This is a genomic window from Hylemonella gracilis ATCC 19624 (genome assembly GCF_000211835.1).
In the GTDB taxonomy this organism is placed as follows: domain Bacteria; phylum Pseudomonadota; class Gammaproteobacteria; order Burkholderiales; family Burkholderiaceae_C; genus Hylemonella; species Hylemonella gracilis.
The window spans coordinates 57310-72029 of the sequence record NZ_AEGR01000018.1; the positions used below are offsets into that span (position 1 = coordinate 57310).

The following is a 14720-nucleotide window of genomic DNA, read 5'->3' on the forward strand; positions in this document are numbered from 1 at the left end:
ATGGAGCAAGACATGCGAGACGCTAAACCTTGGTGGACTTTTGGCTATGTGTGGTTCGTGCTGGCGGGGCCCATCATCGTGGTGGTCGCCAGCCTGCACACCTTCTGGTTGGCCGCGAGCACGCCGGACCCGGTGCTGGACACCAGCGTGGTGAGCCAGAGCCAGGCGCCCGCGCAGCAGGCGCGCAACCATGCGCAGACCGGCGCGCCCGTCGCGGGGCAGATGGACCTGCCAGCCCAAGGGCAGGCCGCGCGAGCCCCGTCGGCGCCCTAGCGCCCCACGACCCAGGTTCCGAGCGTCCGATCAAGAAGAAAACAGCCGCCTAGAGGAGTACAACCATGAAGTGGCGCAAACTCATGTGGATCGCGTGGCCGGCATTTTTGGTCGCCGGACTGATCGAAATGGTGGTCTTCGCCTTCGTGGATCCGCACGACCTGTATTGGTTTGGCCAGCCGCTGGAGCTGGCACGCGCCGGCGTCTACACGCTGGCCTTCTTCGTGTTCTGGGCCATGGCGGGCTTGGCCAGCGCGTTGACTCTGCTGCTGGCCAGCGAGCAAGACTGAACGGTGTGCTCAGACGCCATGGTCAGCGGGCCAATTGGTTTGGCTTGGACTGGCCTGGCACTGGCAACATGCGCTCTCACCCAGGCACAGAGCCAGGGTGCCTTCGTGGGTTGGAGGTCTGGCGCAGGCTTGGAGCCAGCGTGGGAGCCGGGAACCCCTGGGCCCGCCTTCAATGGCAGGCGGGTTGGACGGCGTTGACGAGGCGGGTCAGTGCGTCGGTGTCGAGGATGCGCACGTAGCGCTGCTTGACCTCGACGATGCCGTCTTCCGCGAAGCGCGAGAAAGTACGGCTCACGGTCTCGAGCTTGAGACCCAGGTAGCTGCCGATTTCCTCGCGGGTCATGCGCAGGATCAGCTCGGATTGGGAGAAGCCGCGCGCGTGCAGGCGCTGCACCAGGTTCAGCAGGAAGGCGGCCAGCCGTTCCTCGGCCCGCATGCTGCCCAGCAGCAGCATCACACCCTGGTCGCGCACGATTTCGCGGCTCATGATGCGGTGCACGTGGCGCTGCAGGCCGTTGATCTCACGCGAAAGGTCTTCGATGCGGTCGTAGGGCATGACGCAGACTTCCGCGTCTTCCAGCGCGACGGCGTCGCAGCTGTGCAGGTCGTTGACGATGCCGTCCAGCCCGATGATCTCGCCCGCCATTTGGAAACCGGTGACCTGATCACGTCCATCCTCGGTGGTGACGCAGGTCTTGAAGAAGCCGGTGCGGATGGCGTAAAGCGATTCGAATTTCTCGCCCGCGTGGAACAGCGCTTCGCCGCGCTTGACCTTGCGCCGCGTGGCGACCACGTCGTCCAGGCGCTCCATCTCCTCGCCGCTCAGGCCCACGGGCATGCAGAGCTCGCGCAGGTTGCAGTTGGAGCAGGCAACCTTGATCGTGTGCAGATCCATCGAGCGCACGTTGATGGCGGGGCGGTTCGACATGGCGGCTATTGTGACATGGTTGCGCGCGCTGACGGAAGCCCATCGGCCGTGGCTCAAGGGCGAGGGCGGCGATTCCGTCACCTTTTGATGCAAATCAACATGGGCTCAGCGCCCTCGGTGCACAGTCGGGTACCAACCCGCCGGCATAAGTCCATGCGCAAAGAAACTGACTCCGCCCTTGCCCCCGACGCGCCGTTCGCGCTCACGCCCGAGCTGCTGCGTCGCCACGACGTGAGCGGTCCGCGCTACACCTCCTACCCGACGGCGGACCGTTTCGTCGAGGCTTTCGGGCCGACGGACTACGCCCAGGCCCTGGGGCAGCGGGGCGGAGCGGGGGCCGGTGCCTTGCCGCTGTCGCTCTACGTGCACGTGCCGTTCTGCGAGTCGCTGTGCTACTACTGCGCCTGCAACAAGATCATCACCAAGCACCATGAGCGTGCGACGGAATACCTGCGCTACCTGGCCCGGGAGGTGGACTTGCATCTGGAGGCCTTGGGGGCGACGGCCGCGTCGGGCCACGCCCCCGCGATCAGCCAGTTGCATCTTGGCGGCGGCACGCCGACCTTCCTGAATGACGAAGAATTGCGCTCGCTCATGCGCATGCTGCAGCGTGCCTTTCACTTCACGCCCGGCGGCGAATACTCCATCGAGGTCGATCCGCGCACCATCGATCCCGCGCGTCTGGACGTTCTGGCCGAACTGGGCTTCAACCGCCTGAGCTTTGGCGTGCAAGATTTCGACCCCGCCGTGCAGAAGGCCGTGCACCGTGTTCAGCCCGCGCGCCAGGTCTTTGATTTGGTGGCGGCGGCGCGCGAACGCGGCTTTGAATCCATCAACATCGATCTCATCTACGGCCTGCCGCTGCAGACGCCGGAGTCCTTCGCGCGCACCCTGGACCAGGTGGGCGAATTGCGGCCGGACCGCATCGCGCTCTACGCCTACGCCCATTTGCCCGAGCGTTTCAAGCCGCAGCGGCGCATCGATGGCGCCCAATTGCCCGGCGCTGCGGCCAAGCTTGCCATGCTGTCGGACGCCTTGGCGCGCCTGCAAGGCTTGGGCTATGTCTACGTCGGCATGGATCACTTTGCCTTGCCGGGCGACGCCCTCGCAGTTGCGCAGCGCCAGGGCCGCCTGCACCGCAACTTCCAGGGTTACAGCACGCAGCCCGATTGCGACCTGATCGGGTTGGGCGTGTCCGCCATCGGGCGCATCGGCGCGACTTACAGCCAGAACGCCAAGACGCTGGAGGAGTATTACGACGCGCTGGACCGCGGCAGCTTCCCCGTGCAGCGGGGCTTGGCGCTCTCGCGCGATGACCTGGTACGGCGTTCCGTGATCATGGCCTTGATGTGCCAGGGTGAGCTGATGTTCGAGTCCATCAACCTGGCCTGGCTGATCGACTTCAAAACGTACTTCGCCGCCGAGTTGGCCATCCTGCGCGGCCTGGCCGAACAAGGGCTGGTCACGCTGGACCTCGACGAACGGCGCGGCGGCATTCAGGTCACGCCCTTGGGCTGGTACTTCGTGCGCGCCATCGCCATGGTGTTTGACCGCTACCTGCAAGCCGACCGCAACCGCGCGCGTTTCTCGAAGATCCTTTGAGCCAGAATGCCGGCATGTCATCCACCCTGGCCTTGACGGCACTGTTGATGGGGCTGGCCGGTGGGCCGCATTGCGTGGCCATGTGCGGCGCCGCCTGCGCGGGATTGGCGCGTGCGGCGCGTGGTGCTGGTGCTGGTGCTGGTGCTGTTCAGACGGCGCAACAGCCGGTCCATTTCCAAGGCCGCACTTCGGGATCGCTGTCCGTCGTGGGTTCGTCAAGCACCGTCTTCTCCGATCTGCCCCTTGTGCTGTGGTTCCAACTGGGCCGGGTGCTGGGGTATGCGGCTCTGGGCGGACTCGCCGCAGCGTCGATGCAGGGCTTGGGCTGGTTGACGGTGCACTCCGCGGCCCTGCGCCCCGTGTGGTCGCTGCTGCATGTGGCGGCCATCGCCCTGGGGGTGGTCTTGTTCTGGCGCGCTGCTCAGCCGGTCTGGCTGGAGCAGGGCGCGCAGGCCTTGTGGCGGCGCGTTCAACGCCTGGTGCACCGCCGTTCATCCGACCCCGCTGCTCGGGGCGGTGGGGGAGCGGGTGTTGGTCTCCTCCTGATCGGCAGCCTGTGGGCCTTGCTGCCCTGTGGCCTGCTGTACTCCGCTTTGCTGGTGGCCACCCTCACGGGCCAAGCTTGGCAGGGCGCGGCCGTGATGGCCTTGTTTGCGCTGGGGACGGCGGTGTCGATGAGCTTGGGGCCGTGGTTGTGGCTGCGCCTGGGGCAGGGCGCCGATGGGCGCAGCCCGTTCTGGCAGAACCTGGGCGTGCGCCTTGCCGGGCTGACCCTGGCCCTCAGCTCGGCCTGGGCGCTCTGGATGGGGCTGGCGCACGACACGGCGCCTTGGTGTTTGACTGTCTAGGGCCTTGCCTTAATGCGCAGCGCCGTCTTCAAGGGTCCAGCGCGCGCGATCGGATCGTCAGCCGATAGCCATCGCGCAGGTTCAGCAGCTCGGTGTAGGCCGGCACCGCCGGAGCGCCGGAGCCCGAGCTGCCCGGTGAGTCGCTTTGGTACTGGATCCGCACCACGGTCTCTTGCGCGTTCCCCCAAGTCGCTTGCAGGAGCCGGACTTGGGCCTCCTCCTTGAGCGTCCAGCCGGCGGGCAAGGCCGCGCGGATGGACTCCGCGGGCCACAGAGCCAGCTGCAGCTCGGAGAGCACACGTTCGCTGCTCAGGCCGGAGGGCCACCAGATGGAGCGTTTCTCGCGTAACTGCGTGCCATCCCAATCCAGCACCGCCGCGGTCTGGCCCATGTAGAGCACGACCACGTGCAATGTGCTCGCATCGGCTTCGAGCACGACTTCGATCTGCCGCTTCACCAGCTTCTGATTCTCGTCTCGGGCCTCGATGACGATGCGTTGTTCCAGCGCCAGGGTGCGTTGAAGTTCCGAAGGGGGCAAGCGCAGCAAGGGCATGACCGCCGACGCGTCTGCCCCCTGGAAGGCGGGGGGCAAGGAAGCCGCGGCTGTTGGGGCGTTGCCGGGCTCCGGTCGCGCGTCGGCCGGCACCGTCACCGGTTGCAGCGTGCCGCAGCCGCCGAGTACAACCACAAGGAGCAGGAGTAGGGGCAGCACCGGGAGGCGCCATGCGGAATGACGTGGGTGAATCGCGAGCATGTTATGGCGCATGATTCTAAAGACCCGGGTTCCAGTCCCGGGATCGATTGCTCGGGATAATCCGCACATGTCGCAGACCTTATTGAGTGAAACCGAGCCTCTATTTCAGGGGGGCGCATCCCCTTGGCGCATGTCCGTCGCCCCCATGATCGACTGGACCGACCGGCATTGCCGCTATTTCCACCGCCTGCTGAGCCGGCGCGCGCGCCTGTACACGGAGATGATCACCACCGGCGCCTTGCTGCATGGCGATGTGGCGCGCCATCTGCGTTTCGATGACGCTGAGCACCCGGTGGCCCTTCAGCTGGGTGGCAGTGAGCCGGCGGACCTCGCCGCCTGCGCTCGGCTGGGCGAGCAATGGGGCTATGACGAAATCAACCTCAACTGCGGCTGCCCCAGCGAGCGCGTGCAGCGCGGTGCGTTTGGTGCCTGTCTGATGGCCGAACCCCAGCTCGTGGCCGATTGCGTCAAGGCCATGCGAGATGCCCTTCAGAATCCAGAGCGCGTGCCCGTCACCGTGAAGCACCGCGTCGGCATCGACCGCGTCGAGCGTTACGACTTCGTGCGCGACTTCGTGGGCACCGTCGCCGAGGCGGGCTGCACCACCTTCATCGTCCACGCCCGCAACGCCTGGCTCCAAGGCCTGAGTCCGAAGGAAAACCGTGAGATTCCGCCGCTGCGCTACGAATTCGTGCACCGGCTCAAGCGCGACTTTCCTTCGCTCAAAGTCGTGATCAACGGGGGCCTCACGAGCGACGCGCAGGTGCTGGAACAGTTGCAGGGTGCCGACTCGCCGCAGGCTGCGGCAGACCAGGCGGGTGGTGGGCCTGTTCCTTTGGACGGCGCGATGATCGGTCGCGAGGCGTACCACAACCCCTGGTGGCTGGCGTCCTGGGATCGCCTCTATTTCGGCGAGCCTGGATCTGCCGCCACGCGCGAGGACATCGAGGAGCGCATGGTGGATTACATGCTGCGCATGCAGGCCGAGGAAGGCCTGGGCTGGTACGGCATCGCGCGGCACATGTTGGGTCTGCGCCATGGTTTGCCCGGCGCGCGACGCTGGCGGCAGGTGTGGAGCGACCATCGCCTCAAGGGCGAGGACCCGCGCCAAGTCATGGCCTTGGCGCACCAGGGCGTGGAGAGGGCCGAGCACGCAGGGGCGTGACGGCGACGGCGACGGCGACAGCGAAGGCAGCTGGCAGGGCAGGGCAGGGGTCCGCCCTGCATCTCAGGCGGACTACTCGTAGACCACCACCGCCTTGCCCTGATCGGCCTGCGCCATCCAGCCCGCGAGCGCCGCGTCGCTGGGGTAGAACTTGGTCTTCTCGTCTTCCGTCTTCAGCGCGGTCTGAAAGGTGCCGATGTTCGCGCTGCCCACTTTCAGCGTGAAACGCACGGGCAGGCCGCGCAGCAGCTCGCCTTGCTCGGTCATCTCGCGTTGCGGCGGGTGATCGGCCAGCAGTCGGCGCACATCGGGGTAGCGCCCCGAATTCAGGTTCACGGCCACGCTCAGGTACTTGCCGAACCGGCAGCGTGCCGCTTCCAGGCTCCAGAGTTGGGTGACGTTGAGCTGCAGACCACCGGAGAAGCGGTCGGGCATGACCTTGGCCGTGACGACGATGAGTTCATCGTCCTTCAGTAGGTTCTTGTTCGCGTTCAGCAGGGCCTCGTCCACCCGGGCGTCCAGCACCGCGCTTTTGTCATCCAGCTTGAACAGGGCCAAGCGTCCGCGCTGCCCATTGATCACGCGCAAGTCGCTGACGATGCCGGCCAGCAGCTGGGGTTCGCGCGTGTCGATCAGTTCGGCGAGTTCGCGCTTGGCGAAGCGCCGCACCTCGTGCGCGACTTCGTCGAACAGATGGCCCGAGAAATAGAAGCCCACGGCGGTCTTCTCGTGGCTCAGACGTTCCTTGACGCCCCAGGGCAGGGCCTCCACGAGTTCGGGCTCCTGCGTGCTCGATCCATGCGAGTCGCCGCCGTCGTCGGCCATGAGGTCGAACAGTCCGCCCTGGTTGGCGTTGGCGGCGGTGGCCGCGGCGAAGTCAAAGGCCCGGTCGGTGGAGGCCAGCAGCTCGGCGCGGTTGAGGTGCAGGCTGTCGAAGGCACCCGCTTTGATCAGGGCTTCGACCGTGCGCTTGTTGATGCGGGCGCGGTCGACACGCTTGCAGAAGTCGTACAGGCTCTTGAAGGGGCCGCACTCGGAACCTGCGGGACCTTCCCCACGTCCCTCGCGCGCCGCGACGATGGCCTCGATGGCCTGCTGGCCGGTGCCCTTGACGGCGCCCAGGCCGTAGCGGATCACCGTGTCGGACACTGGCTCGAAGCGGTAGTGGCCGCGGTTCACGTCGGGCGGCTCGAAGTGCATGCCCATCTTCTGCGCGTCCTCGAACAACACCTTGAGCTTGTCGGTGTCGTCCATTTCCACGGTCATGTTGGCGCAGAAGAACTCGGCCGTGTAGTGCACCTTGAGCCAGGCCGTGTGGTAGGCCAGCAGCGAGTAGGCGGCGGCGTGCGACTTGTTGAAGCCGTAGCCCGCGAACTTCTCCATCAGGTCGAAGATCTCGTCGGCCTTGTCCTGGGCGATGCCGTTCTGCGCAGCGCCCTTGCGAAAGATTTCGCGATGCTGCGCCATCTCCTCGGCCTTCTTCTTGCCCATGGCACGGCGCAGCAAGTCGGCGCCACCCAGCGAGTAGCCGCCCAGGATCTGCGCGGTCTGCATCACCTGTTCCTGGTAGACCATGATGCCGTAGGTCTCGGACAGCATGTCGGCCACCAGCGGGTGGGGGTACTCGATCTCCTCGCGCCCGTGCTTGCGGGCCACGAAGCTGGGGATCAGGTCCATGGGGCCGGGCCGGTAGAGCGCGTTCAGGGCGATCAGGTCTTCCAGCCGCGTGGGTTTGGCGTCGCGCAGCATGCCCTGCATGCCGCGGCTTTCAAACTGGAACACGGCCTCGGTCTTGCCGTCCTGGAACAGCTGGTAGGTGGCCTTGTCGTCCAGCGGGATGGCCTCGAAGCTGAAGTGTTCCTGGCCCGGGTGCCGCTTCATGATGAACTCGCGCGCGATTTCCAGGATGGTCAGCGTGGCCAGACCCAGAAAGTCGAACTTCACCAGGCCCACGGCCTCCACGTCGTCCTTGTCGTACTGGCTCACGGCGGCGTCGCTGCCGGGCTGCTGGTAGAGCGGACAGAAGTCGGTCAGCTTGCCGGGCGCGATCAGCACGCCGCCCGCGTGCATGCCCACGTTGCGCGTCATGCCCTCGAGCTTTTGCGCCAGTTCGAGCAGGTTCTTGACCTCGTCTTCCTTGGCCTGGCGCTCGGCCAGCTCCGGCACCTCCTTGATCGCGCCGTCGATGGTGATGTGCTGGCCCGGTTTGTTGGGGATGAGCTTGCTGATGCCGTCGCAGAAGGTGTAGCTCATGTCCATCACGCGGCCCACGTCGCGGATGGCGGCGCGCGCGGCCATCGTGCCGAAGGTGGCGATCTGGCTCACGGCCTCGCGGCCGTAGCGTTCCTTCACGTACTCGATCACGCGGTCGCGGTTGGCCTGGCAGAAGTCGATGTCGAAGTCGGGCATCGAGACGCGCTCAGGGTTCAGGAAACGCTCGAACAGCAACTTGTACGCCAGTGGGTCGAGGTCGGTGATCTTGAGCGCGTAGGCCACGAGAGAACCGGCACCCGAGCCGCGGCCCGGCCCGACGGGGCAACCGTTGGCCTTGGCCCACTGGATGAAGTCCCCCACGATCAGGAAGTAGCCCGGGAAACCCATCTTGAGGATGGTGTTGATCTCGAACTCCAGCCGTTCGAGGTAGCGTGGACGTTCGGCGTCGCGCTTGGCCGGCTCGGGGTAGAGGTGGCTCAGGCGCTCTTCCAGGCCCTCGAGCGAGACCTTGCGGAAGTAGTCTTCCATCGACAGGCCGCCGGGGATGGGGAAGTTCGGCAGTTGCGGCTTGCCCAGCACCAGGGTGAGGTTGCAGCGTTTGCCGATTTCCAGCGTGTTGGCCAGGGCCGAGGGCAGGTCGGCGAACAGGGCCTGCATTTGCGCGGCGCTCTTGAAGTACTGTTCCTTGGTGAACTTGCGCACGCGGCGTGGGTTGCCCAGGATCTCGCCCTCGGCGATGCAGACCCGGGCCTCGTGCGCCTCGTAGTCCTCCTCGGTCAGGAATTGCACGGGATGCGTGGCGACCACGGGCAGCTTCAGCCGGGCGGCCAACTGCACGGCGGCGTTCACGTGCACCTCGTCATCCGCGCGGCCCGCGCGTTGCAGTTCCAGGTAGAAGCGGTGTGGGAAGAGCGTGGCGAACTGCAGCGCCAGGTCATGCGCGCGGGCCGTGTCGCCTTGCACCAGCGCCTGGCCCACGGCGCCTGTCTGCGCGCCGGACAGCACGATCAAGCCTTCGTGCAATTCCTTCAGCCAGGCCAGCTTGACGATGGCCTGGGCCTTGTGGACGTTGCCGGTCCAGGCGCGGGCCAAGAGTTCGCTGAGGTTGAGGTAACCCTGCTTGTTCTGCACCAGCAGCAGCAGGCGGCTGGTCGCCAGGGGATCGGTGCCCAAGCCTTCGAGCACGATGTCGGCCCCGATCACGGGCTTGACGCCCTTGCCGCGCGCGGCCTTGTAGAACTTGATGGCCCCGAACAGGTTGTTCAGGTCGGTGATGGCCAGCGCGGGTTGCCCGTCCTTGGCCGCGGTGGCCACCACATCGTCCACGCGGGTGGCGCCATCGACGACGGAGAACTCGGTGTGGAGGCGGAGGTGGGCGAAGCTGGGCGTGGACATACGGTTGATTTTAGTCAAGCCACCTGGTCGGGATCGCGTTTCGTCAGGCCCCTGGGTTGGCGAAGCGCGAGCCGCGCGCTGCGGCCAGAGCGCTCCTGCGGGGGTGGTCTGCTTCGCAGACTCCGCATCGCCAGGACCCTGCACGCCTTGTCCGGCATAACTCACTGCGCGCTTTCAGCGCTCCGTTCAAACACGATGCCGGAAATCAGATGCACGATGCGCCGCACTTGCGGCGCACAAGGTGTGCAGGGTCCTGACGATGCCACCCCCGAAATCGCGCCCTGACCGCAGCGCGCGGCTCGCGCAGGACAGGCGGGTACCGTTCTGATGGCGCGAAGTCGGCGCAGCTGACCGGCCCCGCATGAGCGCCCTGGCGCGGGGCATGGCTCGCGCAACCGCCAAGCAAGCGGCCAAGAAAAAGCCCGCATCAACGATGCGGGCCTTCGGCGCAGAGCGCTGAGACAGGCTCAGCGCTGGCGGCGTTTGATCACAGGTTGTCCGTGAAACTGCGCAGCTTGTCCGAGCGGCTGGGGTGCTTGAGCTTGCGCAGGGCCTTGGCTTCGATCTGGCGGATGCGTTCGCGGGTCACGTCGAACTGCTTGCCGACTTCTTCCAGGGTGTGGTCGCTGGTCATCTCGATGCCGAAGCGCATGCGCAGCACCTTGGCTTCGCGCGGCGTCAGGCCGTCGAGGATTTCCTTGACCACCTCGCGCAGACCGGCTTGCATGGCCGCTTCCACCGGGGCGGTGTTGGCCGTGTCCTCGATGAAATCACCCAAGTGGCTGTCGTCGTCGTCGCCGATGGGGGTTTCCATCGAGATCGGCTCCTTGGCGATCTTCATGATCTTGCGGATCTTGTCCTCGGGGATCTCCATCTTCTGCGCCAGCAGGCTGGCGTCCGGCTCGAAGCCGAACTCCTGCAAGTGTTGGCGGCTGATGCGGTTCATCTTGTTGATCGTCTCGATCATGTGCACCGGGATGCGGATGGTGCGGGCCTGGTCGGCGATGGAGCGCGTGATGGCCTGGCGGATCCACCAGGTCGCGTAGGTCGAGAACTTGTAGCCGCGACGGTACTCGAACTTGTCCACGGCCTTCATCAGGCCGATGTTGCCTTCCTGGATCAGGTCGAGGAACTGCAGGCCGCGGTTGGTGTACTTCTTGGCGATGGAGATCACCAGGCGCAGGTTGGCCTCGATCATCTCCTTCTTGGCCGCGCGCGAGGCTGCTTCGCCCTGGTTCATGCGCTTGTTGATGTCCTTCAGCTGCTCCAGCGGCACCACGACACGGGCTTGCAGGTCGATCAACTTTTGCTGGATGTCCTGAATCGGCGGAACGTTGCGGCTGATGATGCCGCTCCAGGGTTTGCCGGCGTTGGCCTGCTTTTCCACCCACTTCAGATCCAGCAGGTGCGATTTCGACGGGTTGCCGTTTTTGTCGCGGCCGCCGAATTCCAGCACGAATTGATCTTGCGGGTAGCCGCAGCGGTCCACGATGATGCGGCGCAGCTCGCGTTCCTTGTGGCGCACGTCGGCCACCTGCCCGCGCACCAGGTCGCACAGCTTCTCGATGGTCTTGGCGGTGAAGCGGATGGTCATCAGCTCGTCGGACAGTGCCTTCTGCGCCTTGACGTAGGCGGGCGTGCCGTAGCCCTCCTTGTCGTAGGCCTTGTGCACCTTCTCGAACATCGAGCGGATGCGGTCGAAGCGCTCCAACGCCTGGTTCTTCAACTCTTCCAGCTTCTTGGTCAGGGCCTTGGAGCCACCCTTGCCGTCGTCATCGTCGGCCTCGTCGTACTCGTCGAAGTCTTCCTCGGCCACGTAGTCGTCGCTCTCCTCGGCATTGACGAAGCCGTCCACCACGGTGGAGATCACGACCTTGCCTTCGCGGATTTCCTCGGCCATGGCCAGCAGCGCGGCGATGGTGGTGGGCGAGGCGGAGATCGCCTCCATCATGTCCATCAGGCCGCCTTCGATGCGCTTGGCGATCTCGATTTCACCCTCGCGCGTCAGCAGTTCCACCGTGCCCATCTCGCGCATGTACATGCGCACCGGGTCGGTGGTGCGACCGAATTCGCTGTCCACGGTGGACACCGCGGCTTCGGCTTCTTCCTCGGCTTCTTCCTCCGAGGCCGCGGTGGGCGCGGTGTTGTTGATCAGCAGGGTCTCGGCGTCGGGCGTCTGCTCGAACACGGTCACGCCCATGTCGCTCAGCATGGCGACCACGACTTCCAGCGTTTCGGCATCGGCCAGCTTGTCGGGCAAGTGGTCCGAGATTTCGCCGTGCGTCAGGTAGCCGCGCGTCTTGCCCAGCTTGATCAGCAGCTTCAGGCGTTCGCGGCGCTTGGCCAAGTCTTCCTCGGACAGGACGGTTTCGTCCAGGCCGAATTCCTTCATCAGGGCGCGTTCCTTGGCCTTGCTGACCTTGATGCGCAGCGGCTTGGCCTTCTCGGTCGTGCCGCTGTCCTCGGCCGCGGGTTCCTCGGCGAACTCGGCCTCGATGTCGGACAGGTCGTCCTCCTCGGACGCCTCGCCCGCCTTGGGCTTGCGGCCAGGCTTGCCGGCGGTTTTCTTGGGGGGCGTGCTGACTTCCGCGGCGGCGGCCTTGGCCGGGCGACCGGCTTTTTTCGTCAGGTCGGCGTCTTTGTCAGCTTTGGCTTTGGCGGATTTGGCGGGCGTTTTGGCGGCGGACACGGTGGGTGCTTTCGAGGAGGCTTTGACGGCAGTTTTGGCCGGAGCCTTGGTGACAGGCTGGGCGGCGGCTTTGGTGGAGGGTTTCACGACTGCTGCGGCAGCGGTCTTGGTGGCAGGCTTCTTGGCCTTTTGTGCGGAATTTTGAGCGGGCATGGGTCTACCTCTGGACAACAACCTGGGGACACAAACTTCAAAAACACGGACAAACGAGAAAGAAAACGCAAAAACACGACCGAAGACAGCAGCGCTGATCGCGCAACCGGTGCGGCAAGGGACAAAGGAAGTTATCGGCAGCCCGCCTGGGCGCGTTAAGTGCCAGGCGCGGACTTGAATACCTTCCTCAGGCGGCAAGATGGGAGGGCGAACATTTGGTGTGCAGTCCTTGCGGTGAGCCCCGTTGACGGGGATGGCCCACTTGCTGTGTTGACTGTGCGCGTGTTGGCTACAGTCGGCCTGGACCGGAGGTGCTGCTGTCGCTCTTGCCGGAGAGTCTGTGCCGTGGATTATACCCGCGTCGACCCGAAAACCCAGCATTGATGCGGATTTGCGGGGGATAGCTCAAGCCGGGGCGGCATTGCTGGACAGGTTTTTGATGCGTTCCTGGATCTCGCGGTAGCGTTCCGGGTGGTGCGCGGCCAGGTCGGGCGTCTGTTCGGCCTTGAGCTGCTCAATCAGCATGGGTTTGAGCAGGCTGCGCAATTCCTGCCCCGCCTCGGCGGCGTCGTCGGTGGGCATGAGGTCGGAGTTCATCAGCCGCTGCGCCACGGTCGACAAGGGCAAGTCCGTTTCGGGTTCGAAGCTGTCCGCAGTCGCTTCGGCGTGCGCTTGCAGGGCCTGCCGCAGCACGGCCCAGGGTTGGGGACCCTGTTCGTGCAGCCAGGCCTCGAGCCAGCTCAGCAGCGCGCCATGCTGGCCGGGCAGGCCGCAGAGCAGGGCATGCTCTTCGCTGGAGAGGTGCTCCCAGAGACCGCTGTGCGCCAGCAAAAGCCGAACGGCATGGTCGGCGCGCTGAGGCAGCTGACGCGCGCCGCGTCGTGCGTTGCCGGTACCGGGCTGGGATCGATACCCGCGTCCCGCCGCCGCATAGCCCTCGGATGATCGCGGCGATCGAGGGGATCGGGACGCTGATGCCGTCCCGCCGTCGCGCGCGGCCGAATCTCCGGCGTCCCTCGGGCCGGGGCCAGCGCCATGGCGTTGTGATCTCGCACGCGCATCCGCCCAGAGGCTGCCCAGTTCCTGCGCGTCGAGTTGGACCAGGGAGGCGATCTCCCCCAGCAACTGGCGCTTGAGCGCGCCATCGGGCAAGGCTTCCCACAAGGGCTGCGCATGCACGCCCAGGCGTGCACGGCCTTCTGCGCTGCTCAGGTCGCAGCCTTCGCGGGCTGAATCAATCAGGAAGCGCGACAGCGGCGTGGCCTCGCTCACGCAATGAGCGAAGGCTTCACGGCCGTGTTCCCGGATGTAGCTGTCCGGGTCATGCTTCTTGGGCTGGGTCGGCAGGAACAGGAACCGCACCGTGCGCGTGTCGCTCGCGTAGGGAAGGGCGGCCTCCAGCGCGCGGCGCGAGGCACGGCGCCCCGCCTCGTCGCCATCGAAGCTGAAGACCACGCTGTCGGTGAATCTGAACAGCTTTTGCAAGTGATCCGGCGTGCAGGCCGTGCCCAGCGTCGCGACGGCGTTCGGAAAGCCCAGCTGCGCCAAGGCCACCACGTCCATGTAGCCTTCGGTGACCAGCACGTAGCCCGCATCGCGGATCGCGTTGCGGGCCTCGTAAAGACCGTAGAGTTCCAGTCCCTTGCTGAAGACGGGCGTTTCGGGCGAGTTCAGGTACTTGGGTTTTTCGTCGCCCAGCACGCGCCCCCCGAACCCGATGCATTCGCCCTTGACGTTGCGGATGGGGAACATGATGCGGTCGCGGAAGCGGTCGTAGCGCTTGGCTTCGCCTTTCGCCGTCGCGCCGCCTTCTCCCTCGCTGCTGATGACCAGCCCACTTTCGACCAGCAGGGGGTCGTCATAGCTGGGGAACACGCTGGCCAAGGAGCGCCAGCCCTCGGGCGCGTAACCCAGGCCGAAGCGCAGGGCGATCTCACCCGACAGGCCACGGCCCTTCAGGTAACCGATCGCGCGGGGCGAGCCCTTCAGGTGCTTGCGGTAGGCCGCACCGGCTTTTTCCAAGGTCTCCGACAGCGTGGCCTGCTTTTGGCGTTGGGCGGCGGCCCGCTCGCGCTGTTGCGGCGTGCTGTCGTCCTCGGGGACTTGCAGGCCGTACTGCTGGGCCAGGTCTTGCACGGCTTCAACGAAGCTCGCGCCGGTGTGCTCCATCAGGAAACCGATGGCGTCGCCATGCTTGCCACAGCCGAAACAGTGAAAGAACTGTTTGGTCGGGCTGACCGTGAAGGACGGGGATTTTTCGGCGTGGAAGGGACACAGGCCCATGAAATTCGCGCCGCCCTTCTTGAGCTGCACGTAGCGCCCCACGATGTCCACCACATCGGCGCGTGCAAGCAGCTCCTGGATGAAGGTGGAAGGGATGGCCATCCCCGCATTCTAGGAAAACGGGCT

Annotated in this window: 9 protein-coding genes and 1 pseudogene; 5 read left to right on the forward strand and 5 right to left on the reverse strand. The window is 65.7% G+C overall.

Annotated features, from left to right (window positions below):
* The first annotated feature begins 12 nt into the window (after window positions 1–12).
* Both HGR_RS01440 and HGR_RS01445 read left to right on the forward strand, forming a co-directional pair.
* On the forward strand, window positions 13–273 hold the full coding sequence (locus tag HGR_RS01440) for a nitrogen fixation protein FixH (protein ID WP_319946209.1): 261 nt from the start codon (window positions 13–15) through the stop codon (window positions 271–273).
* Between the two features lie 65 nt (window positions 274–338).
* Window positions 339–548: pseudogene (locus tag HGR_RS01445) on the forward strand (hypothetical protein); the annotation flags it as partial.
* A gap of 184 nt (window positions 549–732) precedes the next feature.
* Here HGR_RS01445 and fnr read toward each other — a convergent pair.
* Window positions 733–1458, reverse strand: coding sequence for a fumarate/nitrate reduction transcriptional regulator Fnr (gene fnr, locus HGR_RS01450; protein ID WP_039851983.1), 726 nt, complete (start codon window positions 1456–1458; stop codon window positions 733–735).
* A 186-nt stretch (window positions 1459–1644) separates the two neighbouring features.
* Here fnr and hemN point away from each other — a divergent pair, with 186 nt between their 5' ends.
* Complete coding sequence (hemN, locus tag HGR_RS01455; RefSeq protein WP_006296270.1) at window positions 1645–3093, forward strand: oxygen-independent coproporphyrinogen III oxidase; 1449 nt, start codon at window positions 1645–1647, stop codon at window positions 3091–3093.
* Between the two features lie 14 nt (window positions 3094–3107).
* A complete protein-coding gene (locus HGR_RS01460) occupies window positions 3108–3941 on the forward strand; it encodes a sulfite exporter TauE/SafE family protein (protein ID WP_006296271.1) in 834 nt (277 codons plus the stop codon).
* Window positions 3942–3969: 28 nt separating this feature from the next.
* On the opposite strand, the gene HGR_RS16675 is transcribed toward HGR_RS01460, so the two are convergent.
* A complete protein-coding gene (locus HGR_RS16675; protein WP_237701348.1) occupies window positions 3970–4653 on the reverse strand; it encodes a DUF3261 domain-containing protein in 684 nt (227 codons plus the stop codon).
* Between the two features lie 172 nt (window positions 4654–4825).
* Between HGR_RS16675 and dusA the strand changes: the two genes are divergently transcribed.
* Window positions 4826–5860, forward strand: coding sequence for a tRNA dihydrouridine(20/20a) synthase DusA (dusA, locus tag HGR_RS01470; protein WP_237701349.1), 1035 nt, complete (start codon window positions 4826–4828; stop codon window positions 5858–5860).
* 72 nt (window positions 5861–5932) lie between these two features.
* Here the strand turns inward: dusA and dnaE are convergent, their stop codons facing one another.
* The 3 genes from dnaE to dnaG all read right to left on the reverse strand — a co-directional run bounded on the left by dnaE (window position 5933) and on the right by dnaG (window position 14696).
* Window positions 5933–9469, reverse strand: a complete 3537-nt coding sequence (gene dnaE, locus HGR_RS01475; protein ID WP_006296274.1) for a DNA polymerase III subunit alpha — start codon at window positions 9467–9469, stop codon at window positions 5933–5935.
* A gap of 487 nt (window positions 9470–9956) precedes the next feature.
* Window positions 9957–12311: an RNA polymerase sigma factor RpoD gene (gene rpoD, locus HGR_RS01480; protein ID WP_006296275.1), complete on the reverse strand. Its 2355-nt coding sequence runs from the start codon at window positions 12309–12311 to the stop codon at window positions 9957–9959.
* Window positions 12312–12716: 405 nt separating this feature from the next.
* A complete protein-coding gene (gene dnaG, locus HGR_RS01485; protein ID WP_006296276.1) occupies window positions 12717–14696 on the reverse strand; it encodes a DNA primase in 1980 nt (659 codons plus the stop codon).
* Window positions 14697–14720: the final 24 nt, after the last annotated feature.